The organism is Bradyrhizobium sp. AC87j1, assembly GCF_002936975.1.
GTDB classification, from domain to species: Bacteria; Pseudomonadota; Alphaproteobacteria; order Rhizobiales; family Xanthobacteraceae; genus Bradyrhizobium; species Bradyrhizobium shewense.
Genome location: NZ_PTFE01000033.1, coordinates 1 through 26,876, shown reverse-complemented (window position 1 = coordinate 26,876; position 26,876 = coordinate 1). Strand labels below are relative to the sequence as shown.

Annotated in this window: 22 protein-coding genes and 1 pseudogene; 9 read left to right on the top strand and 14 right to left on the bottom strand. The window is 56.7% G+C overall.

All coding sequences use genetic code 11. The annotated features are described in order from the left end of the window. Positions 1-444: 444 nt before the first annotated feature. The 5 genes from CV770_RS18675 to CV770_RS18655 all read right to left on the bottom strand — a co-directional run bounded on the left by CV770_RS18675 (position 445) and on the right by CV770_RS18655 (position 7,168). A complete protein-coding gene (locus CV770_RS18675) occupies positions 445-3,123 on the bottom strand; it encodes a cadherin-like domain-containing protein (RefSeq protein WP_104463347.1) in 2,679 nt (892 codons plus the stop codon). 27 nt (positions 3,124-3,150) lie between these two features. Then, the gene (locus tag CV770_RS18670) at positions 3,151-3,993 is read right to left on the bottom strand and encodes a hypothetical protein (RefSeq protein WP_146101315.1); all 843 of its coding nucleotides are present in this window, start codon (positions 3,991-3,993) and stop codon (positions 3,151-3,153) included. Between the two features lie 670 nt (positions 3,994-4,663). Further along, positions 4,664-5,182 (bottom strand): RuvC family protein, encoded by a 519-nt coding sequence (locus tag CV770_RS18665; RefSeq protein WP_104463345.1) that lies wholly within the window; start codon positions 5,180-5,182, stop codon positions 4,664-4,666. Beyond that, complete coding sequence (locus CV770_RS43890) at positions 5,179-5,535, bottom strand: helix-turn-helix transcriptional regulator (RefSeq protein WP_104463344.1); 357 nt, start codon at positions 5,533-5,535, stop codon at positions 5,179-5,181. Before CV770_RS43890 ends, CV770_RS18665 begins: the two co-directional genes overlap by 4 nt. Positions 5,536-5,797: 262 nt before the next feature. Beyond that, positions 5,798-7,168 (bottom strand): hypothetical protein, encoded by a 1,371-nt coding sequence (locus CV770_RS18655; RefSeq protein WP_104463343.1) that lies wholly within the window; start codon positions 7,166-7,168, stop codon positions 5,798-5,800. On the opposite strand from CV770_RS18655, the gene CV770_RS18650 reads away from it, so the two are divergent. Next, positions 7,167-7,523 carry a hypothetical protein gene (locus CV770_RS18650; RefSeq protein WP_146101314.1) on the top strand — a complete coding sequence of 119 codons (357 nt, stop codon included), beginning with the start codon at positions 7,167-7,169 and terminating at the stop codon, positions 7,521-7,523. The genes CV770_RS18655 and CV770_RS18650 overlap by 2 nt on opposite strands. A gap of 345 nt (positions 7,524-7,868) precedes the next feature. On the opposite strand, the gene CV770_RS18645 is transcribed toward CV770_RS18650, so the two are convergent. Both CV770_RS18645 and CV770_RS41665 read right to left on the bottom strand, forming a co-directional pair. Then, on the bottom strand, positions 7,869-8,621 hold the full coding sequence (locus tag CV770_RS18645; protein WP_146101313.1) for a hypothetical protein: 753 nt from the start codon (positions 8,619-8,621) through the stop codon (positions 7,869-7,871). A 67-nt stretch (positions 8,622-8,688) separates the two neighbouring features. Next, positions 8,689-9,363 (bottom strand): hypothetical protein, encoded by a 675-nt coding sequence (locus CV770_RS41665; RefSeq protein WP_146101312.1) that lies wholly within the window; start codon positions 9,361-9,363, stop codon positions 8,689-8,691. 566 nt (positions 9,364-9,929) lie between these two features. Here CV770_RS41665 and CV770_RS18635 point away from each other — a divergent pair. Further along, a complete protein-coding gene (locus CV770_RS18635) occupies positions 9,930-12,026 on the top strand; it encodes an AAA family ATPase (RefSeq protein WP_104463339.1) in 2,097 nt (698 codons plus the stop codon). A gap of 363 nt (positions 12,027-12,389) precedes the next feature. On the opposite strand, the gene CV770_RS18630 is transcribed toward CV770_RS18635, so the two are convergent. Then, positions 12,390-12,875 carry a hypothetical protein gene (locus CV770_RS18630; RefSeq protein WP_104463338.1) on the bottom strand — a complete coding sequence of 162 codons (486 nt, stop codon included), beginning with the start codon at positions 12,873-12,875 and terminating at the stop codon, positions 12,390-12,392. Positions 12,876-13,053: 178 nt separating this feature from the next. Continuing rightward, the gene (locus tag CV770_RS18625; protein ID WP_104463337.1) at positions 13,054-13,308 is read right to left on the bottom strand and encodes a hypothetical protein; all 255 of its coding nucleotides are present in this window, start codon (positions 13,306-13,308) and stop codon (positions 13,054-13,056) included. A gap of 1,944 nt (positions 13,309-15,252) precedes the next feature. On the opposite strand from CV770_RS18625, the gene CV770_RS41660 reads away from it, so the two are divergent. Further along, positions 15,253-15,495: a hypothetical protein gene (locus CV770_RS41660; RefSeq protein WP_146101311.1), complete on the top strand. Its 243-nt coding sequence runs from the start codon at positions 15,253-15,255 to the stop codon at positions 15,493-15,495. Positions 15,496-15,539: 44 nt separating this feature from the next. Here CV770_RS41660 and dgt read toward each other — a convergent pair whose 3' ends face one another. Both dgt and CV770_RS18615 read right to left on the bottom strand, forming a co-directional pair. After that, positions 15,540-16,904: a dGTP triphosphohydrolase gene (dgt, locus tag CV770_RS18620; RefSeq protein ID WP_161500005.1), complete on the bottom strand. Its 1,365-nt coding sequence runs from the start codon at positions 16,902-16,904 to the stop codon at positions 15,540-15,542. Between the two features lie 572 nt (positions 16,905-17,476). After that, positions 17,477-17,743, bottom strand: coding sequence for a DUF3892 domain-containing protein (locus CV770_RS18615; RefSeq protein ID WP_104463335.1), 267 nt, complete (start codon positions 17,741-17,743; stop codon positions 17,477-17,479). Between the two features lie 1,763 nt (positions 17,744-19,506). Here CV770_RS18615 and CV770_RS18605 point away from each other — a divergent pair. The 4 genes from CV770_RS18605 (at position 19,507) to CV770_RS18590 (ending at position 22,519) form a co-directional block, all read left to right on the top strand. After that, positions 19,507-20,397 carry an SAM-dependent methyltransferase gene (locus CV770_RS18605; protein WP_161500004.1) on the top strand — a complete coding sequence of 297 codons (891 nt, stop codon included), beginning with the start codon at positions 19,507-19,509 and terminating at the stop codon, positions 20,395-20,397. Beyond that, a complete protein-coding gene (locus CV770_RS18600) occupies positions 20,394-21,353 on the top strand; it encodes a TauD/TfdA family dioxygenase (protein WP_161500003.1) in 960 nt (319 codons plus the stop codon). The genes CV770_RS18605 and CV770_RS18600 overlap by 4 nt, the downstream gene beginning before the upstream one ends. 104 nt (positions 21,354-21,457) lie before the next feature. After that, positions 21,458-21,700, top strand: coding sequence for a hypothetical protein (locus CV770_RS18595; protein ID WP_146101309.1), 243 nt, complete (start codon positions 21,458-21,460; stop codon positions 21,698-21,700). Between the two features lie 54 nt (positions 21,701-21,754). After that, positions 21,755-22,519, top strand: coding sequence for an SAM-dependent methyltransferase (locus CV770_RS18590; RefSeq protein WP_104463332.1), 765 nt, complete (start codon positions 21,755-21,757; stop codon positions 22,517-22,519). 12 nt (positions 22,520-22,531) lie between these two features. Here the strand turns inward: CV770_RS18590 and CV770_RS18585 are convergent, their stop codons facing one another. Continuing rightward, the gene (locus CV770_RS18585; protein ID WP_104463331.1) at positions 22,532-24,532 is read right to left on the bottom strand and encodes a prolyl oligopeptidase family serine peptidase; all 2,001 of its coding nucleotides are present in this window, start codon (positions 24,530-24,532) and stop codon (positions 22,532-22,534) included. A 464-nt stretch (positions 24,533-24,996) separates the two neighbouring features. Here CV770_RS18585 and CV770_RS43885 point away from each other — a divergent pair, with 464 nt between their 5' ends. Next, positions 24,997-25,119, top strand: a complete 123-nt coding sequence (locus tag CV770_RS43885) for a hypothetical protein (RefSeq protein ID WP_283811336.1) — start codon at positions 24,997-24,999, stop codon at positions 25,117-25,119. Position 25,120: 1 nt separating this feature from the next. Here the strand turns inward: CV770_RS43885 and CV770_RS42660 are convergent, their stop codons facing one another. Both CV770_RS42660 and CV770_RS42655 read right to left on the bottom strand, forming a co-directional pair. Further along, entirely contained in the window at positions 25,121-25,705 is a 585-nt protein-coding gene (locus tag CV770_RS42660) for an ATP-binding protein (protein WP_201759915.1), read from the bottom strand. Beyond that, entirely contained in the window at positions 25,702-26,694 is a 993-nt protein-coding gene (locus CV770_RS42655) for an ATP-binding protein (RefSeq protein WP_201759914.1), read from the bottom strand. The genes CV770_RS42660 and CV770_RS42655 overlap by 4 nt, the downstream gene beginning before the upstream one ends. Between CV770_RS42655 and CV770_RS18575 the strand changes: the two are divergent. Then, positions 26,678-26,876 (top strand): annotated as a pseudogene (locus CV770_RS18575) (recombinase family protein); the annotation flags it as partial. The gene CV770_RS42655 and the pseudogene CV770_RS18575 overlap by 17 nt on opposite strands.

Below are 26,876 nucleotides of genomic sequence, written 5' to 3'. Positions count from 1 at the left end.
CTAAACTATGATCTTAGCAGCCAAGCGACGTCTGTCACGCGCGCAAGCCGCTCGTCGAAGCCGACCACTGCAACGGCAAGATCATCGATCCGAAGCCAGGCCCGCACGGCGAAATCGTTTAGGTCTTTCGGGCGTCGACTTTCCCCACTTGCGCCCTTCAGATTCGGCTTTTCGTCCGTCAACCATCCGGCAAAGCGGACACCACGCTACCAGGTGAGCCGCGGCGTCCACACCCGTCAAGTCAGCTGCGACGGATTGCACTCGTATGGAGTCATTAATTCCTACTCCATCGATTGAAAGAACACGAGTCCCAACGCCGCAGCGTCGAAAACGATCCTCGCTCTTCCACGGTTTGCGCGGCGGCGGCACGTTCTGCCCGAATGCTGGGATAAGGCCGGAAGCACGGCGGTACCCGGCGTGCTCCTCAGGGTTCATCCAGCTGCCTCAGGCAAGGTGCCAGTCGTCTACGTGGCCGGCAAGCTGGGCCTTGGTGACGCCCAATAGCGTGAGGGTGTCGCCCAAGCTATCGGTGATCATCGCGCCCCCCGCGCCGTCGGTCGTATGGGCGAGGAGGTCGGCGGCGCATGCGAACATCGCGTTTGAGAACTGCAACGTGTCGTGCCTCACGTCGAAGTCGCTGATTCTGTCATGGCCGAAGTTAGGACGGAATACGAAGGTGTCATGGTTCTTCCCGCCGGTCAGCAGATCATCACCTTCGCCGCCGATCAAGACGTCCTCCTTTATCCCGCCGGTGAGCACGTCGTTGCCGCGACCACCATCGAGCACCGTCTTGCCTTTCCCGGCGGCGTGCATGTCGTCGCCGTCCGTCCCGCCCCAGTAGGTCGCGTCGCGGTCGAAGAGAGTAATGGTGAGCGAGGCCGTGCTGGTCCCGCCGTGGCCGTCGCTGGTCGTATAGGCGAAGACATCCTGGGCCACCAGATCGTCCGAATCGGCACAGACCTTGCTCTTAGTGACATATTTGTAGCTACCGTCGGCGTTGAGCGTCAGGCTGCCATAGGTGCCGACGACCGACTTTCCGACTCCCGCGGCAGAACCGTTCACCGCACTGACCACCAGGTGGTCCCCCGCATCCACGTCGACATCGTTGACAAGCACGCCGTGGTCCGCGTCGCTGGTGATCGACGACTTCCCTTTTTTGGATTCCGCGATCTGCACCCCGGCGATGTCGGAGTGCGCCAAGGGGTCGTCGTTCACCGCCATGACGGTCAGGCCGACCGTCACGGCCGCACTATCCGCCGTTCCATCGTTCGCCTTATAGGTGAAGCTGTCCGCGCCGTTGAAGTTTGCCTCCGGCGTGTAGGTGAACGAGCCGTCGGCGCTGAGCGTCACGCTGCCGTGCTGCGCGTTGGAGACCAAGATAGCGCTGAGCGGGTCGCCCTCGGGATCGGTGTCATTGACCAGCACGCCGGTCGCCGCGGCGACAACGAGCGCGGAGTCCTCGTCGGCCGTGTAACCCTCCGGGGTGCCAATCGGTGGTCCGTTGCCCGGGGGCGTGGAGATGATCCCGATTAGTTGCTCCACGACCTCCTCCGGAGTCGCGGCAGTCAGCACCGCGCCGCCGCTCGACTCCGAAACCTCGACGAGATTCGGATCGGGAGAGATGAAGGTCTCGATGAAAATCGTGAATATTTGAACGGTCGCCGTTCCGCCTGGCGGCTGAATAGGGTCACCGGAAGGAACGTACTCGGGCGGGGGATCACCTTCGGAGTCGGGGTGGAAACTCGATGCGCCGCTGTCGGCGAAGCTCAGTTCAAACGTATCGACCGCGCCGACCGTTCCGAGCGTTGCCGAGGAGCTGCCGGTGATCACCGCACCGATGTCGGTCGCGTAGCTCATGACTGTCGGCAGGAGGAACGCGTCCTTGGCGGACGCGTCGGTAAACAGAATGACCTGTTTGGTCCCGGCACCGACCCGCCACTCGCCCATCGTCCCGTTGAGAGCTTTGAGGAGGCCATCGAAAGCCGTCTCTGGGAAGTCTCCCCCGCCGCTCGCGCTGAGGGAGTTGATTCCATTCAGCGCTGCGGCCTGGCGGTCGGCAAAGGAATCCTGGTCGGTGAACGGCAAGATGACAGAAGTAATCTCTCCGATCGTGTTGTCGCGGAAGCCGACCATGCCGATGCGGGCATCGACCGTGTTGCCAGCGAAGAGTGCGTTAATCACACCCGTGGCTGTCGCCTTCACGGCGTCGATATCATCGAACATGCTTCCTGTCTGGTCGACGACAAAGGCGATGTCTCTTTGGTAGGTGAGGCCGCTCTTTTCGAGATCGAAGGTCTGCCCACTACCCGCGAACAGGACCTTCTCAAGGTTCTTGAAGGTGTCGGTGCCTTCATCCGCCGTACCGCGGACATGTTCCGAGGTCCAGGTGCCGTCGGGCTTCAGACGGATGTCATAGTCGACTGGGTTGCCGGTCAGGACCACCGTGTCTGTCCCGAACAAACCTCCATTCAGAAAATCATCACCGCGACCGCCGAAAAGGAAGTCGTCACCTAGGCCGCTCTCCAGAATGTTGGCCGAAGGTCCGCCGACCAGCAAATCATTCGAAACAAGTGCGGTCCACGTACTCCAGTCTCTATCACCCGCAACCGACCGATCAATTGCCGCGCCGTTGGTGTATTCAAAGCCAAGGGTTAGGACCGTCCCTGTCTCAGCAACTCCGGGATAAGAGTTCCTCACAGGGATGCCAAGTTCTTCCTCGATTGTATTCGTAAATGTGACGGTAGGTCCGCGATAGTCAAAAATGCCAAGTCCGGGCGCCGATGTGGCAGGGGCGTCGGACCTCCCTGTCAAAGCATGCACCAGTTCATGGACAACCACTTCAAGGAGGGTCACCTGTACCGCCGTGCCATTGTTAGTGATCATGCCTAGTGTCTGTATCCATTGCGGATCCAGCCTTATCACTCCGCCGTCAGGGACTGACTCCGCATCGTCATTCTTAAAATCAAAGAAAATCGATCTTCCACTTGCGATCCAAACATCGAACATCGTCCTAGCGGTCGCTGACCCGTTGTAGGCGGTCTGCATTGCGCCTATGATCGCTGCCTGATCCGATGCCAAAGCGGGGTCGATAACCGTCTTCGCAAGCACATCCGCGAAAGCCATGTCATTCCCTCCTGTTGATTCGGGTCGCTACTTCACGTCGTATGTCTCCGGATGAATGATGCCACGGACATCGAGGATGCTATTGTATTCGTGGCGAACGGCGGGGAACTTCAGGCACTGATCCACGAGTCCGACGACAAGCTCCGCGTAGAATCCGGCGGCGCGTTGAGCGATCTTTCGCATGGTTGCGTCGGCTGCAGTCGAAAACGGGCCAAACGTGCTCTGTGGCGAATGACGAAACAGCCAAAGCACATCGGCCGGAATGTATTGTGGGCGCTGCACTGTGCTGGGCTCCGCCGGCTTCCCAAGAATTTCGTTGTTTGCATATTCCTGGGCGAACTGCTCGAAGAGGCTCCGCGGCAAGGCCTCTCTCGGTGCGGAAGGCACGTCGGTCAAATTCGCGAGAATGGCCTGGTCTTGCAGTATCTGGCGTTCGTTCCAAAAAAAAGTTCCAGAGATCCGTGGCGTTTGCGTGCCTGAAATCGCAATCTCTGCCCAAGGGCTGTGAAGGAGGCAGTAGTTTTCGGTCGGGACAGCCGCCGCCGTTTCATTTGCCGGAATGCGATCGCCAGAACTCACCACCGCTATTCTAACGAAATGCAGCGTGCCGGCAGTTGCACCTGTATTGACATCGAAGGTTATCGTGTGGCCCCCAAGCCTGTCCTGAACATGCTCAAGGACCTTCGATACGAATGCTCTAAAGGCTGGGTTGCTAACGCCTTGCAATGATTGGATTGCAGAGTTTGGGCTCGTATACTTGTCTATGATCTGCACTTGGGCTGACTGCGAGTTTCCGGATTGGAGCGGCTGCGAGTTTCCCGGTGCCGCGGCGATAGACAAAGCAATCACGATCAATAGGACAAACAGCACTGAGATCGCGCGGACTGCCATATAGTCAAAATAATAGCATGAGGTTTCGTGTCGGGTGAGGGAACGTCCGCAAAACGGCCCGCACCGCCAGTCGCGCTCGGTGAGACGTGGCGCGACAGCCGTGCACAAATCTCCGCTGTGCGTTGCTACGAGCATCGCAAGAGCGCCTTCTACTCCCGTCAGAACGCGACGTGATCAGGTGGTTTTCGGATTAGCGCCGTCGGTGCGGCGCTATGCGACAAATTCTGCTCTAACCTTTCGAGATGAAATTTCAGCATCCTCATGGCCTTACAACCGTGATGCGTGCTGCTCCGGGCTTTCTCACGGTAGACTATCAAGATGCCTGCTGTCTTGGCTCGGTCGCTCTCAAATCAATCGCTACGCGCAACGACAATCATCGGCACGTGCGCGGTCTTTGCCGCCAGGGGCAGATGCCAGGTAATTTCCAACTTGTATTAAGCCGCAGGAATGCAAAATCTGGCGCCGTCTCTGCGGTGCCTGCCGATGGCATCGACGCTGCCAGTTAATAGGAACGGAGAGTTCGGTGCGTCACCGTTTTGTGGGCAGCTGTCAGGCGCTCAATTGCGCTTGCTTCAAGTTGATGCTCTTTTAGTCAAAATGCAAGGGGAAAATGCGCGTATTGCGCGAGGTCTTCACTTTCCACACTCCATTACCCGACCGAGGTGTCGGTCGACCGAAAGAACACGAGCGCCAGCGCAGCTGCATCGAACAGCCCCATCCGGCGATCTTCACTCATCCACGGTTTGCGAGGTGGCGGAACGTATTGCTCGAACGCCGGAATGTGCTTCGCGATCAGCTCGGCTAGAATTTGTTTGGTTGGAGGTCCGCCATGCTCATCGAACGCGGCACGGACCTGAGCGCGCGAATAGGCAAAAACAGGAATGCCACGATCTTTCGCGAGTTCGGTGATCGAGCCGTTGAGCTTGCTGATCCATCGCGCCCGTCGCGCGCCCTGCTCGGATGTATCTTGGATGACGAGCACATCGGGAGCGTATCGATCGATGATTTGGGAGATACGCAGAAGGCATCCGTTGCCCTTTCGAGGGCCGCGCGTCTCGCGTATACCCCAATCGAACGGTGATGCGTGGCCTTCGAACACGACGAACGCAAAGCCGCGCGTGTTTAGATAGATGGAGAGGACGAGTGCGGACCGGCTGTCGTTCGTCATATGGTTGCATCGATGCGCTTCCCTTCTACTCGCTCCAGCAGCCGTTCGAGGAAATCAAGCTTCAGGCGCGTTGCCTTGGACGGATCGCCCTGAAGCGCTTCATAGAGTTCGCTGGCACGCCGAAGGAAGGCCTCCTGTAGCTCTGACATGAGGCCCGGAAACAGCTCCAATGGGGGCGTATTGAAGATCATCACGCAAATGAACACCGCATCGAGGCTTGGCTTGCGCTTTGAGCCTTCAATTCGTGAGACAGCGGTTCTGCTCTTTGCGCCGATTAAGAATGCTAGCTCCTGCTGGGTAAGCCCCCAGCGTCGTCGATGCGGACGAAGGTATGATTGGTGACGGTGACGCATAGGTCGTGCAGCCGGCCAGCAAGATGACAGGCACGCACGCTATGGTCGCCCGGACCACAGTTTCGTTCGAGACGTGAAAAGGTGCCAAAGTGGCACTCAAATCAAACAAACTGCGGCCCTCCATTATATCTATCGTGCCTTCGGATGATGCCTGGCCCCAGATGAAAATCTTGTGGAGATGGGGACTTGGGGATGTCGAAGAACGACACGGCGCGCCGGATGTTGGTTTTCGCTCGCTTATACGTTCAGCTTTGAGGTGCCTCTAGAACTTCTCGGAAGTCCCCACATCCCCTTTACGTTCGGTCGGCGGCGCATCGGTGACAACATTCACTCCATGTCTCCGGCACAACATCTCCACTTTTCCCCTCTCGGTCATAGGAACGACGTACACTCCGTGGGACTTGTAGGTCAGGAGGTTCAGCTTGGTACGCAGGACGCTTCCGATCCACCGGTTGCTGATAGGTCGGTCATACTCGGGTCCGTAGCGATCGATGATACCCATTGTGATGTCAGCGACGGGAATGACCTGCCTAGTGGTGGACAACATCAGGTCAACAAGGATTTCCAAGACCTGGGCCTCCATCAGAAGGCCGCGCTCGGCGATGATCGAGTTCTGGGCATGCTCTGCGGCATTCCTGAGTTCGCTCCGCAGTCGTGGATCACTGACGACGCTCAGCAGCGGCAGCATGATTTGATTAATGCGTGGCTCCAACTTGGGATCGGCGAGAGCCGGGTTGAGCTTAATCTCGTGCCGTCTTCGAAAGCGATACAGTAACAATTTGTTGCGCAACTCACGCGCCTCGTCTTTGAATGTCGGCGGGAGGTTGATGGGAATGTCGTTGCGTAGCGGCCGCGCACCGGTCTCCTCCGTGATGAACCGACTCTCCAGTGCTCTGTCCTCGTAGCGTCCCCTCGTTGCAACGATTTTCGGTCCGAAGACGTGGAAAGCTTGCGGGTTGAACTCGCGCTGGCGGTTCATGACGGTGCGCAGGACCGGCATGCCGCGCATATTGCCGTTGTTGAGGATTTTGACGATCTCCGACCGCTCGTCGCTGAAGCGAAAGTCGGCCTCGTCGAAGATCAGTGTTCCCCGAAACGCGTTCAGCGTGTGGAAAATCGGCGAGACCGTCGAGGCGCCGCTTGCGAAGAACGGCTTATAGCAGAGCGAACCGATGGTGAGGAGCGACCGCGTCTTCCCCGTGCCAAAATCGCCGCGAAGACGTAGGTACGGCAGATCATTGAATGCATCGTACACCCAGCTCAGCAGGACATAATAACTGGCGACCTGCTCAAACGTCGGGCTGAGGTCGGCGTAGCGATGAATGAAATCTATGACCTCTGAGAGAAGCTGTTGCTCCGTTCCATAGATGCGCGGCTCGGCCGGCAGCAGAACAACTTCGTTCTTGATCAGATTGTTGTTGGGCGAAAACGGGACCAACTGGTGCCCACCGGGTACGTCAACGTGCGTGGCCAAGGTCCAGCGTCCTGCAACTGAAGTCGCGAGCAGCGTGGCGCGATGCTCTGGCCTGTAGACCAGTTCAACGATAGTGCCGTCTTCAAGCACGTCGGAGACCGTCGGACTGACGTGTCTATGCTCAGTTATGCCTTTGCGGCTGCCGCCAGCATCGTTCATGGGACTAACGATCGCCGACCATGTCCAGCTCGGCGAGGCCCGCAGCTGTGCCTCGTCGGCACATTCACCAGCCTTGGTCGGAATGGCTTCTGGACCTAACCTTTGGGCATATATGGATGGAATAACTTTTCAGATTGGGTGGGAGTACTTCCTCGGCATCATTAGCGCGCTAATAGCTGGGGCGTGGTACGCGAACCGCAGACTTATTGCGCTCGAAATGTCGATAGACAGGATCAAGAATATGGTGCTTGAGCTGAAGAAAGCGCTCGATGACGCAAACGCCAAAGCGAGTGGCGAGGCGGCACGAGATAAGGCCGAAGCCCGCGAGCCGCTCAAGCAACAAACACTGTGGTAAGGGCGAACCAACCGACCCTGCAGCATCCAATGGCCCGCGCCATGGATCGGGAAGACCGTTCTGCCGCCTTCAGCGGGAGCCGTGACCTCGACGATCACCACAAGAAGCAGTGAGACAGTTTTGCGTGCGCGTTGCTATTCTATGTCTTCGGATCCACTGGTATATCAAGGCAGAAAGGCACCCGGACAAGATAATGAGAGAGCTGCTTCAAAACAGCACCTTGAAGGTCATTGGAGTCCAGGAGACCGAGCGCTGTCACGTTCGGCTACGCCGGCCTCGTGTTGTTCATCGGCGTGGCTTCCTTTCTAGACGTAGCTGCTGACCTGCATTTGTCGGGTGGCGGGGTTATAGCGGTTCTTGCCCAAGCGAACGGCGGCGGAGCGTAGTTGCGGGCTTAGTCGCGCGCTTCTCCTTCACGAAAGGAGATTGCCGCGCCTGACCTCCCAGGGGAAGCACATCGCGCATAGCGAACAGCGGAGCCACCGGGGTCGCGGTGCACGAGGTTAGTGTTGTGCGAATGCTGACGCTGAGACCCTCAATGGCCTTTGCGATCTCGGTCGCCTGCACGCGCAGACGACCGAGTTCTTGCGCTGCAAGCACAAATCGGTTTATATCCTCCTTGGCCTTGATCGAGCTAGGTCTCTCGGCTTCAACTATCTGTCGCGTCGCGGCCAGCGCCTTTGTGAGTTCGCCATCGACGCGAGCAAGAGTGGCTGAGAAGGCACGAGCCTTGAGCGCGATAACGTCAATTTTCGGCGAATCTGAGCCATCGCACGATTTCAGGATGCTGTCGTGCAAATGCGCAACGTCGGCGGCAACAGACTGCGCCTTGCTGACCTGTGCTTTGACGTGCTCGTTTACTGCTTCCACGTCTCTGATGTTGCGTACCGATTGATAAAGTTCGATCACGAGGCTGCCGTCAGGTGCCTGATCGACTAATTCGTCCAGCTGCACGATTGGATGGGTGGTCGTGGTTTCGGTCTGGACCTTCTGCTCGCCCGCACCCGGTGATATCTGTTCGTCGGCCAGCCTTGGGACCGCGCCGACTGCGGCAGCACACACGATCACCGCTATCAGACTTATGAGTCCTGCGCGCACAGTAACCTCCCTACCAGTGGTGACCTCCGTCCGCTCGCCAAGCGACGGAGAAAGTTCTCGCCATCGCTCACGCGCCGGAATTACCGAGCTTTCGCAGATTGGTTCGAATGTCCTCGATTGTCTGACCGACACTATCCAACACTCCGAGAAGCTCTTTGACCGCCGCCGCGGCGTCTTCGGCCATCAGCATTTCCGCTGCGCGCAGCTCCGCTGTTGTAAGTTCCTTCAGAGCGTGATCAATCGCGTTCGAGTGGTTGCTAACCGACTCGCGCGCACGCGTTACCTCCTGTTGATATTGCTGGTACCGGCGCATAAGCTCTTGGACGAACTCGGGTCCAAGCGTGGAACGCTGATTGTTGACACGTCCCATCTGCGCCGAAATCCAGCTCTGATATTGGTCGATGCTTTGGGATAGCGGCGCGTCTGGCTGTAATTGGACGCCCAATTGAACCAGGGCATCCCTCAAACTGCGAACCTCAGAAATTCGGCTTTCTACAGTCGTGCCGGACGCTGCTTTAAGACGATCAACCAAACCGGAGATCGTTGCCCCATATGATTCGAGCGTCTTTTGCTGATCCTGGAGGCGTGAGCGGAAACTCTCAACTTTCGCTCCATTAGGAATGGTCGGACTAGAGACGATGGGCGCACCACGTACTGTCGATGTTTCACCAGATGCAGCAAACGGCCACGATCCCACTAGGACCGCTGCTATAGCGACGACTATGTTCAATGATCTAAGCATGGCTACCACTCCCGCGGTAGGCGCTATGGAGATAGTAGTGGCGAGCGGCGCCGAATTCCTTCGCGCACTACCCCCTATCCGCACCGGCGTGATGTTAGCGAGCAGTGCGTATATGGATGGCGCATTGAATCACGGCCACCTCGCGCTGAGAATCGCACGCGAGCGCGGCATTCTGACTCAGGTAAGCAGACCTTCCCCTGGTTTATGAACAACTCCCGTCGGGGCGGCATGATCGGCTTGGCGGTCGTTGAAAGAGCGGGCATGCCAAGGCAGCGGCATCAAGAATTTCGTACGCGCATGCTCGCTCATCCAGCTTCCGTGGGGCGGCGGTAAACACTGGGCGCTGCTTTGACGATGATTCCGATGATGTTGTGTTCGTCACTTCCCTAGATACCGATGTGCTTCTCGAGTGCAGCTGAACAGCCCGTAAGTGCCGAAAGGGTCCCACCCAGACCACTCCGCTGATAACTTTGAGCTTTCCTGGGGATTAAGCTCGCTTGCTGCGTGCAAATCGGAGCTTTAGGTTCATAGTCGTCTCTCCTTCTTGGAAGCAAGAGGACGTTGGCATGACCCAACTAACCGTTGTCATCAGTAACTGTAATAGCGTGGATCGTGCCGAAATCAGCGTGCTGAAAGGCACGCTGAATATCAAATATGGCCCCAACGGACTTGGCAAAAGTACTTTGGCGAAAGCCATTGTCAGCCAAATTCGCGGAGATGGCACTCTCGGTGACCTCATGCCATTCAAAAGCCGCCGGAAGGCGGATGCACCGCCACCGTCTGTGCAGGGGATTGACGGTATGGGATCCGCCCTTGTCTTCGATGATGACTACGTCCAGCAGTTCGTGTTCCAGAAAGACGAAGTCCTTAAAAACAGCTTCGATATCTTTATCAAAACGCCGGACTATGTCGCGGCGATGGAATCCATCGACATTCTGCTAGCTGGTGTGAAGCAGACGCTCACCAACAATGCGGAAATCGAACAGGCCATTTCTGATTTCAAGGAATTGCGAGACGGGTTCGGCAAATCGAAGCCCGGCAATATTCCGAAGAACAGCAAGATTCATAAGGCGTTCGGCACCGGCAATAAGACCGAGAATATTCCCGAGGCGTTGAAGCCCTTTGAGACTTTCATCAAGAGCCAGGAGCCATCCAAGTGGATCGGCTGGCAGATCAAAGGCAACGAGTATCTGAAGTTGAGCGACAATTGCCCCTATTGCGCCACCCCACTTATTGGAGAGGGACAGAAAGATACCGCCCTCGCAGTCGAGAAGGAATTCGACGCCACGGCGGTCGGGCACCTCAACACGCTCAAAGCGGTCATCGAAAGGCTTGGCAAGTATTTCAGCGAAAAATGCCGCGTCAACCTGCAGAAGGTAACGAAAACCAAGATTGACCTGACCGCCGCCGAGGTAAGCTTCCTTACGGGCCTCAAGGCTGAGATCGACGGCATGATTGCCCAGCTGGAAGGTCTCCGGGCTATCTCCTTTTTCTCTCTGCGGGACGTGGACCAGATCAGTGAGAGGATCACGCCGCTGAAGATCGACCTGGCGCTAATGGAGAAGCTCGATTCCCCAGAGACCCGGAGCATCACAGACTCTGTCAATGCACAACTTGAAGACCTGCTTACGAAGGTTGGCGACCTGACCGGAAAGGTCAACAAGCACAAGGCCAAGATCAAAAAAGCGATAGAGGTCAACCAAGTCAGCATCAACACGTTCCTGAAGTCCGCCGGGTACAAGTACGTCGTCGAGATCGTTCCGGAGGACCAATCCTACAAAATGAAGCTGGTGCATCAGGATCTGGCCGGTCACCTTGAAACTGCGTCTAAGCACCTGAGCTACGGCGAAAAGAACGCCTTCGCCCTGGTTCTTTTCATGCACCAAGTGCTGAGCGAAAACCCGGACCTGGTGGTGCTGGACGACCCCATTTCGTCGTTCGACAAGAACAAGAAGTTCGCGATCCTGCACGAGCTGTTCCGGGGCAAGGCTAGCCTGAGAGGTCGGACCACCCTTTTGCTGACCCATGACATCGAGCCCGCCATCGATGTTATTAAAGGTACCAAGGACGTGTTTCAGGGGGCAAAACCATCGGCTTCTTTCCTTTCTTCGCGCGGGGGCATTGTGAAAGAAGTGCCTATCGCGAGGGAAGACATCCAGACCTTTGCCAGGGTCTGCAGGGCGAACATCGCCACGCTGCAGGACCCGATCCTGCAAGCCATTTATCTGCGGCGCGATTATGAATTACGTGATGAAGTCGGCGTGGAGTACAATCTGCTGGCAAGCTTGTTCAAAGGCCGCGCCGTGCCCACGCTGCAGACGGCAACTGAAAACCGGAACATGACCCCGGAGGAGAAGCGGGCAGCAGAGGAAAGTATCCGAAAAGAACACCTGCCAGGGTTTAATTACGATGCGCTGGTCGCCGAGGTAAACGACGTGAACGCTATCCGCGCCAAATTCGCCGCCACGGACGTCGGCTACGAGAAAATCCAGCTGTTCCGGATTTTCGACATCGAACACGACGATGATGTGATTCGCAAATTTATCAACGAGTCGTACCACATCGAGAATGAATACGTGATGCAGCTCAATCCGCATAAGTTCGAGAGCATCCCCGAATATGTCATTGACGAATGCGTTCGCATGCTGCCGCCTATTCAATAGACGTTGACAGCCTTGAATCGATGTGCACATGCGGGAGCTGACGATGCTCCTGGATGCATAGAAGCTCGCTAAAGGTGGCTGACGAGTGAGGCGGACAGTTTCAGGGCTTCGCGGAGAGAAAGAAGCTAGCAAACTAGCGACGGGCTGGCGATCAAACTCCAATGGAGTTTACTCCCATTCCGTTGCCGGATGAGCATGCCAACGGACGCAGCGAATAGGCGTTCGGTCCCCGCTGATGGTGCTTCTGATCAAAGCGCCCGCCTGGCCAGCGCCAGCATGCGTTCGAGGACACCAGTCGCAACAGCGTTCCGAAGAGAAAGTGCTTCGTTAGCCAAATGAGCGGATGCTCAGTCGTGAGCACCGTCATATCGTGGTCGGATCGAAATCGCGAGGTGTCCATTCCTCTCCGGGCTCTAGGTCAGCTAGGTCAACTACATGACCCGTGCCTTCGACCGGCCACCCTCCCATTTTGGCTGCCCCCTCGTAGGTTGCCATGCGTCGAGAGATAACCACTTCATCCGTCGCGATGTTGTAGAGCTTCACTTTGTAAACGGTGGTCCTGGCCATCTCTATTTCCATTTGCTCTTGATCTGCGTCGTGGGCATCTCCGGCCAGATGGATCAGCACTAAGTTGCCCCGCTTGGGCAGTCCCGCAAGCCGGTCGAGGATGTGCTGCGGGGCTCCTTCTTTGATTTCTACGCCGTATGCGTAAACCAGCCCATCGTCGTTGGCGATCTCATTTATCGTATACTCGATTTCGTTTAGTTCGTCGGGCGTGAGGTCAAGGGCCGCGGCAATCGCCTCGGCTTCCTCGCGGTCGTACTCATCGTCAAGCTGCCCGCTGCTCATTGCGCACCCCTGATCCAAATGCCGTTTCCTAAAGATCGACTTCGTCTGCGTCGGCTGCCAGGATATGCTCCAAGGCCTTTACATAATGAGTGAGCGGTGAGATTCGATCGAGTATCCTGGGCCGCGCTCGGAGCGGCTGTGGCATTTGGCGAGGCTCCAAATTCTCAGCGAGTGGGAATCAGTTCACGTCTCGAAGGTAGTTCAGCATACTGTTGCACGCATTCTCGGCCTCAGCGAAGCTTTGGAGCGGCCAGCCGAGAATCCTGATCGAGCCACGGCTCTGGTCAAGCGGACGCCACGAGGCGACGTAGCCCGACCTTCCGCGGAAGCCGCGACCAGTCGGGCTCTGGAAGCTGATCACGAACGAATAGCCGCCGCTGCTCGCACTCCATATTTCCATGTCTTCGACAGCGCGATGGAATTGCAGGGGCATCAGGCTCCGTTCGCCTGGTCAACCCGAGGACGAAATGCTTCGGTCGAGCGACGTGACGGGTCAATAAACGGCAGCTCTCCCCGGCAAATTGCGGTTCCTCGTCAAGCCATGGCAAAGATCCGGAATTCCCAGCAGCTCGGCTTATTCGGCCCAGCAACCTGCCTCGATCCTCGCTTGAAAACTACAGATGTGAAGGTGTTCAGCGAAACCCATTCCTTAGCATGGATTTGTCCTCTGTTGTCGTTTCGATCAACTGTCTAAGCGGGTAGTTGACTGTGACACGAGGCGTCGCCTGAGAGAGGCTCGAGAGTTGCGGATGAAAGATCGTGGCAGGTCAGATTGAGGACGATTGCACATATACGACATGTTAACGACAGTTGCATCCCTCAACTCATCGCGCGTTTTCGGTTTTGCTCCGTTCAACGCTTTAGCGGCAACGTAACTCGGCGCCGAAAAGTGCAAAGCGCTGTCCCTGCCATGCGCCACTACGTTTCACTGGCCAGCCTTGCCAAAAACAAAGTTAGTCGCTCCCGGGTCGTCACCCCGTGGGTAGGCTTTGTAGCGCCATGTGGTGCATGCGGCGCCTACTAGGATTGGCGGCTGTCCAAACAATTAGCCACGCCAAGGACACGACCTCATGCGAAGCCAATTGAGCTTCGAAAATGCGCATAAGGTCGCGAGTTGTAACAGCAAGCGCGTGCTCACCTACCAGGACTAGTTGTTGATTAGGGCGACGGAGGCATGCCAACGTTACTAACGAAGCTGACGCTGGTCAAAGCGCCGGCTTGCCCAAAGGCAGGGGGCGTTCGCAAATAGTGGAGGAGAGATGTCATGGATCGCTCTGTCGCCGCTATCGCACTAACGTGTCTGGGAATCGCCCTTTCCAGTGTTGCCGTCGCACAGACGGCTAGACAGGATAACAACACCCTTCCAGGGCAGGAGCGCGCTCTCAGTGTTGCGCCCGGCTCAGTGCAGCCGACCAGAGGAGTCGTGTTTTTTAGCGGCAATCAACTCAGACGGCAGTATAGCTGGCTGCTTCGGTTGCAACACCGCGAACACCAAGAGGTTGGGGCTGGCACATATCAGATCGAGTTCGGGCACAACGTACAAGCAATCAGGGTTGGAGCCGATGGGTTCAGGCCGACACCTTGATGATCGGTGCGGAAACGCTTGGTGTAACACTGCTGATCGGGCCGGCAACGACAATGCAGTTTGGGTGAACTGCCAGACGAGCAGTGCGCCGGTTGATGCATCCTTTTTCTTGTTCGTCGCAAGATAAAGCGACCGAATTTTCGTGTTGCTCCCAACTCCAACGAGGATGATCGGCCTTCGCACGCTGATAGAGGGTGGGTAAGAAGTCGAGTGTATTTGCTAGTCAGGCATTTTGATCTCTTGCCCGCACGCGAGTGCCGTCTCGAACCGCAAATGATGACAGTGCGCGTATAACGAAGGTCTAGTCCGCTCGAAATAATCCGCTTTGCGCTTCTAGCGGTATCGTTAATGGCCGCGAAGCTTGCATGATCCTGCGCGACCTGCAAACCGAGGAAGGCCAACGCATCTCACACAATATCAGAGTTCTTCGAGGGCGTTTTGAGTCGGAGGTGGTGGCGAAGGAGGAGGCTGCTCGTGCTCGCCGGGCAAGGGCTGGGAGAGGTGCTTATAAAACGCGAGGAGACGATGCGCGATCTTCGATGCTTGGCCAGCGATGAGGAGCTTCAACACTCTATCTGTGAATCGCCGAGGCTTACTGTTGCCGGATGTTGATCCTAATTCTAAGATCAATTATAGAGCGTTGCCGATCCGTTCTCTTTCTGTTAGTCTTGCATAAGAGAGGGTGAGTCGGATTCATTGAACGTCCACGACGGACTCACGTTTGGGAGATTCATTTTCTCCGGGCATTGGGTTCCTGACTGGGTTGGGGATCCATATCCCGGAGGAAGTACGATGCCTGAAGAACTATCCCCTAATGCCGCTCAAATCGTCCAAAAGAGCCTCGAGCGAATCCAAAGTCCCGATCAAATGCACGATCTAAACTTTGTCGTTGAAAGAGAGGTTGGCGAGTTAAGCCTAACTCTCAAAGGTGAGGATGCGCCGTCTTACCTTCGACAGGCACTTGTTGAGATTGCGCAAGCCTATGTGAGATCGATGGCTGAGCGCAAATTTAGTCCCACTGTGCCGGCCGAGTAATCGCACATAACACTTCGCTAAAGCCCGCAGTTGCGGGCTTTTCCTTACGCCATTTTCCCGAGAGCTGGGCTATGCCCGGACAAGCGTTGAAATAAGTCCAGTGCGAAACGGTCCGTCATTCCGGACACATAGTCGACCAGGACAACCATGCATTTGTACGGATCGGTAGCGACCATTCGCTTGCGATTCTCTTCTGGCATTAAACTGTAGAGGTTTCTGCTTTTGTGATTCATGTCCTTAACTGAACCCTTCTTAGCAATGTAATCTTCGATCATTGTCCCAAACAAATCCAACAGGCCTATAATCACATTGAAACCCGCCGCTTCCAGTTGGATTTTATTTTTTTCCAAATAGACTCTCTCCTCGCAAGCCGTTCGGATTTCCGTCGCCGCGCCAGCAAATTTTGACACCTTTATAAGTGGTTCTTTGAACCTACCGCTTAAAATTGTGCTTCTGTTGTCCAAAAAAGCGGTAGCAGCACCTTCGATCAATGTTGCCGACGCAAGGGAACGTAAGAAAGATATTTTGTCTTGTTCGTTATTGCATTTGTACGCGTTATATTCGTCGGCATAGTTTCCCATGTCGACAATCTTGAGTAGCAAAGCTTGAGAGTCGTCAAACTTTAACTGCTTTACCCTGTGTGCATCGTCGACATCGGTGGTCAGGTACGAAATGTCATCGGCCGCTTCGACGAGAAACGCTAGTGGATGCCGACTGTAAGTGCCGTCTGCGTTGTTCATTCCCAACGCGGTGAAGATTTTCCTGGCCGCGTCCGAATCGTCAGCCATGTATCCGAACTTCTGTTTATCGGGGGAGCTGGTCTCAGACGGAAATGGATATTTTGAGAACGCTCCAGCCACTGCATATGTTAGCCTCATTCCGCCCTCTTCCCTCCACGAAGAGAGGCGGGTCATTATCCGAAAGCCTTGCGCGTTTCCATCGAAGTGAAGGAAATCGTACATGGTGTGGGCATCTGATAGCGTCGAATTGAATGGGGAGCCCGGTTTTGTTTTTTCCCGGAGGAACCATGTCTTTATGGCCTCCTCGCCGATGTGTCCGAATGGTGGATTGCCTAGGTCGTGTGCCAGGCACGCCGCATACACAACATCCGATATGTCCTCAGGATCTATATTTCCGCGTTCAGACGCCGAGAGCCGTCTCCCAATGCCGCGGCCGAGTATTTTCCCAACGAAGGCGACCTCATTGGTATGGGTGAGCCGAGTACGGAGGTAATCATAGGCTGGAAACGGATAAACCTGCGTCTTCCCCTGCAGTCGTCTGAACACCGACGTATAAATGATCTTCTCGGCATCAAGCTGAAAATCCGAAACGATCTGCCTTGCTACGGAACGGCGAACATACGTGTTCGCCGTGTAGCGTTCCTCGGACATCAAGGTTTTCCAATCCATGACTTTCCTCGCTTTAGACGGCCTAATCATTTGTGCACGAAAGATCGGATCAACGTATCTTAAATTCAATACCTCGATGATAATGCGAATTCTCAGCCACCACAACCTGTTGTCGAGCTGCGGCTCAAGCGCATCCCCGCCTCATCGATCTCGCTTGAGAGTTTGCTGCAGAAGGGCGGTGCACCTAACTTTTGATAGTGCTCTCCAAGCGGGGCCTCCGAGGCATCGCCGCGGTTGATTGTCGATCGCCCGTTGCTCCAGCCGCGCCACTTGGCCCACAAGCACCCTGAGACTCTAACCGCTGCTGGAACTCAGCGGTAGGTCAAAAGTATGTCAATGAGCTCCAAAGTGTTTGATTTGGAGATGTGGGCGCCGACGAGACTTTCGTCTTATGAGCCAACGCAATGCATGCGGCTCATGAAAGCTTCTTGAATTGATGGGCTTCCGCTGTGAGTTAAATATGGTTCGCATCACGGTGCTGGATCCCTCCAGAGGAATATCCAGGATGCTGATGCAACAAGTGCTGGCATGGGCTATAAACCCGGACGGCTTTGCGTCGCCCTTCGATGCGATCAAGGGCACCGAGGTAGTGCCAGAAGATTGTTTGGTTCAATGCCGTCCGCACCAGTCTTGAGGTACTTTCGACCGTTACTGCGCTCGGCAACTATAACCTTGGTGCGTGCTCCAGCGGCGTACGTCCAATAATCGTGTATGCGCTTGTCGATGTTGTAGATTGCATCATCAATAAGGTGTTTCCATCCTGCGCCACCGATCGCGTCGATACGCTGGTCTCGATCGGCTCCGTCAGGAACATGGCAGGTAACTTGGTAGCTCGTCATTAGATCGGCCCCCTTTCAGCTTATCTGCCGCGCTTCTTGGGTGACGCCGGCGGTTTGACCCGAACCCGCTCGGTCTCGGTGGTCTTCGGATGGTTGTCTGCGTAGCGTTTCGTAACAAACCGGCCATCCTCAGAGTCCCGTCGCACTGTCTTCTTGGGTTCTTTATCTCTCGTGCTCATCGTTATCTCCCGTTGCATTCATTGAATTAGCTGCATGTAGACTATTACAGCCGTTAACGGCGAAGCTACCTTGGGGCAGCTAACGCGCATTAGGGCAAAGTGCCGAGGCTCAAGAGGATGGGCGCCACCTGCCTATGTTCCGCTTGGAAGATACACCAGGTTGATTTTGGATACAACTCCAGCGTTCAAACACCTGCTTAAGCAGCTCATGAAGAGCTCATGAATCTCGGGCTGGGAGTCAACAGGGCGTTCGGACCTTGAATAGTGAACGTACCGAGTGGGCACAAGAAATCCTGCGCGACCTGCAAACCGAAGACGGTCAACGCATTCTGCACAATATCGAACTTCTTCGGGAGCGGTTTGATGCGGAGGTGGTGGAGGAGGCGTCGCGTGCTCTCCGGGTAAGGACGCGAAAGGAGTCTATAGAGAGCGAGGAAACGATGTGCCATGTCTGCGCCTCGCATGCAGTGAGCTCTCTCCGGAGACTTCCTTGTATATGCATCGCAGGTCGAGACACTCGGGTGAGACTTGGGGGCCATTTTAATAACATACCCCCACGGAATATATCTCCGCCGCGCACATTCCTAGACCCGGAACTCCATGCAAGCGCGTTAAAAGGCCGTGCGCATGCTACTCAGCGCCAGTCGCGATCGCACTCAGAAACGAAAAATCAACGGGCCTTGGCAAGCTGCCCAACAATACTCGGGTGTCACTTGCTCGGGACGTCAGGCGCCAAGCGATACTGGTTCAGTCTTCTTCATAACGGAAATGTAGGCGCCTATTTTCGGCCAAGTCGCAGATCCTTCCTTGATGATCCTCTCTTAGGCAATTGTAGGCGCGAGAAACCGCGAGAGGTTGTGCCCGAAGCTTCCATTTCTCTCGCCGCCCAACCAATTCTGGTAGGTGTGTCGCGGATCTTTTTGGTGACACAATCCAGCACGAGTGGAAAGGAGCCAAAAACCCATCAAAAGGGACAAACCAAAGTAGAACCTATGTAGTTCATCGAGTCCGAGCGAAACTGTGTCCGGTTGGGCCAATCGTCCTCACGCGCAAGACGTGCCTTATGGTTGTTGTCATGCGCGTCGGATGTCAGGCGCTTGGCGGAAAGCCAACAAGACGGGCGGCGATTTCACAGGTGTGACGCGAAGAAAATTAGTTTGTTCTCGACGCGGGGCTCGCAAAGTCTAGCACGCAGATTGCTCCGCGTGCTCCAATGGAGGGGCTGGTTGTATTGTCCTCGCGCATCCCGCGTCGTGGGGTGCGACCTAAGCTCCTGAGGGGAGGCCGCAATGGCGTTTGTGGTGCTTTGATTGGAAATCCCAAGCACAGTTATCAGGGCGCCCAGCAGGGCCTTATGAAGGTACTTAAGGACGGCCAAGGTGTTTAATGAGGCCACGACGAGACGATCGGCAGGCTCGTCCTAGTCGACGGACGACGGCGCAGCGGTGTGCCGGTATAATGGGGGGGTCGTCAGCGGTCCCGAGTTTGGCGTCGAGGGCGCGAGCGTCGAAAAGAGTGGCGCCTCGGAGCTTTAGTCTTTGCTGTTACACGCCGGCGACAGCTGTCTACATCGGAGCACCGATCATGTCTGCACCACCCAAACTTGGCGTCCTGGCCATCATCGGAACCGGAATCCAAGGAGGACGGCAGTTGACCAGAGAGGCGATCACGCGGATCAAGAGTTCCGATGTGATCATGTTCTGCGTCTCCGAGCCACTAACGCGTGACTGGCTGCTTGAGCTGCGCCCAGACGCGGAGGATCTCTCGGGCTTCTACGCGGATGGTAAGGATCGGCGCACCACCTACGAGGAAATGGTCGAGAGCATGCTCGAGCCGGTTCGCCAGGGCAAGTCCGTCACGGCGGCGTTCTATGGCCATCCGGGCGTCTTTGTCTCGCCCTCACACGAGGCCGTCAAGCGCGCCCGGCGCGAGGGCTATCGCGCCTTCATGCAACCGGCCATCTCCGCGGAGGCCTGTCTTTATGCTGACCTTGGCATTGATCCGGCGGAGCACGGCTGCCTGTCCTTTGAGGCGAGCGAGTGGCTCGTCTTCGGCCACAGGCTTGATCCGAGCTGCACCGTAATCCTATGGCAAGTCGATTGCGTCGGCGAGGCCAGCTATCAGAGCGAGGGCTACAACGGTGCGCATGTGCCGCTCCTCGTCGAGGGCCTGCTACGCTATTATGACGCTGGTCACGTTGGATATCTCTACCATGCGCCCGTATTGCCGATCGGCCGCCCAAAGGTTTGGCCGGTGAAAATTGGTGAACTGCACGAGACACTGCGGCGGTACAGAACCGCCGGGACGCTGTTCATCCCACCGGCGGCAGAGCCGCCAGTCGACCTCGATATGGCGCGCCGCCTCTGCATACCTGCCGACGAACTTGAAAGGGATACGCACATGCCCCCCTGGCGTGTCGATCCGCGTTTTCTGATCGTCGTGGGCAACACGGTCGAGCCGGAGCCGCGCCTGTGACCAGCGAGCGGGCGACTCCCGCCTGTGTGAAGCAGACGTGCAATTTCTCCGAGGGTGCACTATGGGATGCCCTTATCGGCGCTCGTCCGGAGGTTTGGCGATTTGAGATTCCCTTACCCCTCCTCGACCCCGCGCCTCTTGCAGAGGTCTTCGCCTCCGATTGGCCAGCGATCGTCCGCTCCGATATCGTGCTTGACGCCGAGGACGCGCATGCAGCTTTTTTTGCAAGAGTTGAACAGGCGCTGGCGCAGGGGCCCGGTTTCGCGCTGCTCAGCCGCATCCCTGTCGAGGCCCTTTCCCTCCGTGAGGCGCGCTTGCTCCACATCATACTGTCGAAGAGGTTTGGGCGCTTGCGCCCGCAGGACGTGTCAGGATCCTTCCTCTGCGACGTGGTCGATTCGGACATGTCCGGCCGCATGCACAGCGACGACCAAATTGCGCTCGGACGACGCTGGAATAACTTGCCGTGCCATACCGATCACGCCTTCGGCCGTGACCCACCTCGCCGCCTGGCCTTCCTTTGCTTCCGCGCCGCCGAGGTAGGCGGCGCGGTACGGCTTGCTAGTGCGGCGACGCTGCTCGCACGTGTCGCGAAGATGGGCCCCCACCTGGTCGAGGATCTGCGGCGCCCTGTCCCCTTTGATGCGACGCGTCAGATTGACGTTTCCGACGATGCGGTCGACGCTGTCGCAATCGTCGGCTCCGATACAGGCGGCACTCGGTTGCGCTATCTGAATCACCAGATCGCTCACGCGCGCCTCGATCCGCGACAGCGCGAGGCGGTGGGAGCTTTGGAGATGGCTCTTGCCGAACCCGGGCTGGTAGCCGAACTCATGCTCTCACCAGGTGACGTGCTTTTTATTGACAATGGGGTCGTCCTGCATGGCCGGGGCGCTTACCGCAACAGGCAGGTACCACATACTCCGCGTCATCATCTCCGTCTCTGGTTGAGTTAGCTCACGCTTGCCAGTCAACTTGTATTCCTGCCAGATATGGTAGTTGTCGCTACATTGTTGCCGAGCATACTGCTCTACTCACGATCGATGTGTGGGAGACCAACATGGCAGAGTCGAAGCTCTACGATTTTTTGCGCGGACTCAACGACGATTCTAATAAACTCACTGAGTTCGAGAACGATCCAGAGAGCGCTATGGATGCTGCTGGCCTCACTAGTGAGGAGAAGGAGGTAGTCAAGAGCGGTGATGAGGAGCGGATCATGCGTCAGCTCGGTGCTCAGGACGCTGCGCAGGCAGCCTTCCGCGTAATTCGCATCCGCAATATTCGCATTCGCTTCGGAGTTTGATCGTGGCGGCGACGGCGAACGCCGTCGCTCGCCTTCTGAGGGGGGGGCCGAGTGATGGGTTGCCTAACTGTGGTTGGAAGCGGGATTAAATCTCTCGCTCATATGACTGCGGAAGCGGTCGCTGCAATCCGGCTTGCCGACAAAGTGCTCTATGGAGCCGGCGAGCCGCTAACAATTGATTGGGTGATGCGCAACGCGAAGTCAGCGGAGTGTCTCGACGAGCTTTACGAAGAGGGCAAAGATCGCATGCTGACTTACAATGCGATGGCGGAGGTGATCCTCTCGTATGTGCGCTCGGGTCTAAAGGTCTGCGTCTCATTCGAGGGTCATCCGGGGATCTTTGTCGATGTTGCGCATCGCTGCATTCGAACGGCTCGCGCGGAAGGTCATCAGGCGCATATGTTGCCGGGTATCTCAGCCCAAGATTGCCTAGTTTCAGATGTCCTAATCGACCCTGCCGAATACGGCTGCCAATCCTTCGAGTCGACGGACTTCCTCTTGCGCGGCTACGAGCCGGACGTAACGAGCATGCTCGTTCTCTGGCAAGTTGGCTGCATCGGCCTTTCGACGTTCTCGCGTAACCGCCAGCCGAAGAAGAATGTACGCATCCTTACAGAGGTATTGGAGAGGTCTTACGGCGCCGACCATCCGGTGATCGTCTATCAGGCTGCGCTGTTCTCGGTGTCATCGCCGAAAATTCTTGAGACGCCGCTACGCGGCCTGCCCGAGCACGATCTTGGCCTCGCCACGCTCTACGTCCCGCCACTCCGCGAAGGCTCGGTGAATAGAGAGTATCTTACCCGCTTTGGCATCGCGTGAGCGCGATCGCCTTCAACTGATCAGGCCGCGTTCGACGCCGATCAAGAAGGCGTAAGCCGTTGCTGTGTCTCGGAACTGTTCATGCCGGCCCGAACGACCCATGTGGCCTGTGTCGAATTCCGTCCTTAGGAACTGCATGCCGCTTCCGGTCGACATCGTTTGCAGACGTGCTATCCACTTAGCCGGCTCCCAGACTGACACCTGCGTGTCATGCAGGCGCGCGAGCGCGAGCACGTGCGGATAGGGTTGAGGCTGGAGTTTCTCATACGGCGCGTACGAAAGAATGCAGCGACGGTCCATGGGATCATTCGGATCCCCCCACTCGTCGTAGTCCGTTGTCGTGAGCGGAATCGTCGGATCGGAAAGAGAGTTAAACAAGTCGACAAACGGCGCGATAGTAACCGCGGCACGGAATAAGTCCGGCCGTGCATTTAGAGCCGCGCCGACGAGTACGCCGCCGGCGCTCTCGCCCATGGCGTAGACACTCGAAGCGAGTCCGACCTCAAGTGTGTATTCGGCGCAGGCGACAAAATCGGCTACGCTCGTGGGCTTGTTCCGCCGGCGACCCGCTTCATGCCAGACGCGACCGAGTTCGCCACCGCCACGCACATGCGCGATCGCGATCCGAAAGCCGCGATCAATCAAGCTGAAGCGCGGCAACCAAAGATAAGGGTCGATGCTGAAGCCATAGGCGCCGTAACCGTAGACGAGGGTTGGGCATGGCTGTTCACGATCGCTCTTGCGAGACAGGATGGTCAGCGGAACGCGCGCACCGTCTGGACGGTCAACGCGATGCTCCTCCACAGCGTAGTCGTTTTGATCGAAGTTTCCCGCGGCTTTCTCATGCTTGAGCACTCTAGTCTCTCTCGAGTCGAGATCGATCTCACAGATACGGGGAAAATCGGTATAAGTTGCCCATTCAAATCGGATGCTTCTGGCATCGAGCTCAACATTGTCTTTGAAAGCGACCGCGGCAGGCTCATGCGAAGGCGCGAATACGCTTTCGATTTCCCTTCCGGTTGGAATGATCCGTCCGCGCATTGCGCCGTCAACGCGCTCAGTCACAGCAATACTGCCTTGCAGCACCTCGAAATCCTCAAGATACGACCCTGGGTCCGGCGCCCAAAATGGTCGCCAAGCATGGGTTTCCGCAACGTCGCGCGAGGCGCGCATCAGACGAAAATTCGAGGCATCATCATTTGTGCGGATAACGAAGGCGGCTCCATCGAACTGAACCTCATATTGGCATTTCGGCCGCCGCGCCGCAACGAGACGCGCCGGCCCAAGGATGTCATCCCCCGCCACGAAACGGACCTCGTCCTCTTCGCCCGAACTACTCCGTATAAAGACGAAATCGTCCCCCTTCGAAGGGTAGATGGAGCATGAAAAGGCCTCATCTGTTTCGTCATAGACGGTCTCGGCGGTCTGCGGGGCTGCGCCGATCCGATAGCGCTTCACCCGACGCCAGCGCAAAGTCTGGGAGTCGAGTTCAGTATAGAACAAAACCTCCCCGTCCTTCGACAAGACCATATTTCCGGACGCGCCGCTGATCGCCTGCGGCAGGACGGCGCCCGTAGTGAGATCCTTGAAGCGAATCGTATACAGCCGCTCGCCGGTGACATCGATGGCAAAGGCGAGCAGGCTGGAACGCCGATCGGCGCAAACTTGAATGTCGCACGATGCGTGCGACGCTGCGATAGCGGCGTAGTCCAGAATCGTTTCGCGGGTCTCCGGGTTGCGGGAATGCGCTCGCTCGAAGCGGGGATATTCCGCGCCTTCGGGGTAGACAAAGCGATACTCGTACTCACCATATCTATAGGGCACGGTCTCGTCCGAACGCGGCGACCGAGAAGCGATCTCCTCAAAGATTTCTTGCTCAATACCGCTCGCCGGCGCCATGGCCGCTGCCAGGCGCGCGTTCTCTTCCTGCAGAAAGAGAAGGAAACGCGGGTCGGAGACATCGCGCATCCACGAAAAATCGTCGGCGTCCTTATGCTTACTTCGCTGGGCCATAACTCGAAGGCCGTCTGCATGCGTACCACCCAAGGACTGTAGACTCACTGCGAGCACAGTCAAGGGGCCTGATAAACCCACCACTGGCGAAGGGACGGATTGGCAAGAATAGCTCGTCGCTCGTCTGACGAGTGCTATTCAGGTTTACTGAGCAATCCCCAGGCCTATATCGGAGTGATTTCCAGCGGCGCGTGGGGCCTCAACGGAGCAATTGGATAAGCACAAAAAGGACACCCGAGATGTGCCTGTTGCTCTTGTTAGCCCATAGGTGCTCCTGATGAAGAACGTTGATGCCCACCACTTGCACGCTCCGGTAGTACTTCCTGAGCCGTGTTGAGCTTCAGTCCATTTCTCGCGCTCGTATCGATCCATGATGTTCACCTGTTCGCCGTCAGGGCCTGTGAGACAAACAGGGGGATTCCGGAGGGAGGATTTCTGGTTCAGCGTAGCTACCAGGAGCGACGATGAGACAGAAATCCGGACCGGGCTGTCCGATCCCCGCGAATTACGGCCAAAGGGTTGCTGACGTCTACACTCCTGATCTCAATATCGACGCCATCGAAGTGAAAGCACGGAACTTCCGCTGAACTAGATTCGAACCTGGCTACGCAAGCATTCGATCGCCGATCGAACGGCGTCGTCTTTAGGCTGCACGGTGCCCCATTCCTTCCAAAAGTCGCGCGTGGCGCTATCAGGCGTGACCTTTGGGATGTCCAATTTAATACGCGTCGGCAGGAGCACGGCATCGCCTAAGAGCAGCGCTTCGCCGGTGTCGAGAAGCGGCAGGATGCTTGTTAGTCCCACTAAGGAATCGGGCATGAGCCGCTTTATCACGCCTTGATCTGTCTCGTTGGTCAGCCGCAAGGCGAGGAAGTTGTTGCATTGGCTCAAAATTGTTCGGCTTGCATCTGACGGCCGCTGACTGACGACCAACAGCGAGAAACCATATTTCCGACCTTCTTTGGCGATCCGCTCGAACGAACCGAGCGCTTGGCGCTGCACAGTGTCAGCGTCATCTCGGACGGGAAGATAAAGATGGGCATCGTCGCAGAGCAACGTGACCGGTGTGCGATTCTTAGGGCTCATCCAAAACTGAACATCATAAAGCAGTCGGGCGAGAGTGCTGGTTACGATTGGAAGCCCGTCAGCCGGTACTTCCGAGAAATCAATCACCTTGATGCCGGAGCCCCGTTCGACGTGAGCAGCCTGAGAACTTGTTTCGCCAACCAGTCGTATGACATCGCCTGCACCGGCGGAGCGAACATAAATCCATATCGTCTATCGTCGAGCTTCGCTTCGAGTCTCGATAGGAACCGAGTGAGTTTGTCCTCCCACTCGCCCTTGATTGGGCCGGTCTTTCCTATGCCCTTCGTGGTGTTGTCGATATCGAGTAGCTTGAGAAGCCTTTGAACGTCATAGGGAATTGGCGAGTCAACGGTGAAGGTCTTTTTCACGGCTTCTTGTTTTTCCGCCTCAAGAGTTTCACCTTTGAGAGTTCTGACATGCAAAGTGAACCGAGATGCCTGGTTTGGCGCATTCTGGTCGCTCCGGTCCAGAATCATTGAGAGCATTTCATCGCGGTTCAGAAGCCAGTACGGGAGGAACAGTACTTCCTCGCCAGGCTTTCCCAGATCGCCCGGTTCAGCGATACGAAAGCGCTGCGCAAATCCGCCCGCATTTTTGTCGGCCAGAGGTGCGTACTCGCCGTGCATGTCGAATACGATGATGTTGGGATATTTTAATTTGGCGGCTCGCTCAAGGATTAGGGCGACGGTCCAGCTCTTGCCTGATCCGGTGCTTCCCAGAATGGCCGCATGGCGTTGAAAGAATTTGTCGCCACTTGCGATCGCATCCGCTGATCGATCCGCGACAAATGTCCCAAGCTTCAAGCGTTCGTCTTCCGAGAACCCTGAGCCGAGGATGCCCATAAATCGTTGAAGGTTCGCAGCTTCAATGACGAAGCATTCGCGATCGATCTGAGGAAAGCTATCCGCCCCGCGCTTAAAGATATTGGCTTTTCCTCCTTCGACCGTGCGAAAGGTACCGATGAGCACGGCTTGTATCAGTTCCGTCGGAACGGCGGCCAGCAACGCGCCATCTTCGCCGGCGTCCTCGAGATCCGGCAGCTCTTCCCGCAATGTGCGAGTGACGCGTTCCGTCATCGCGAAGACCATCTATGCGCCAAGGCACGGCAACGACCGCCTGCTGCTCGGGCTAAAGGGCAGCCTCAACGAGTACGAGCTGGATCTGTTGCGCCAGCGCTCGCTCTCGGCCCGCTACGAGAAGGCGCGCCGGGGCGAGTTGGTTGTGACAGCGCCGGTCGGCTTCGTGAAGGCCGGCGACC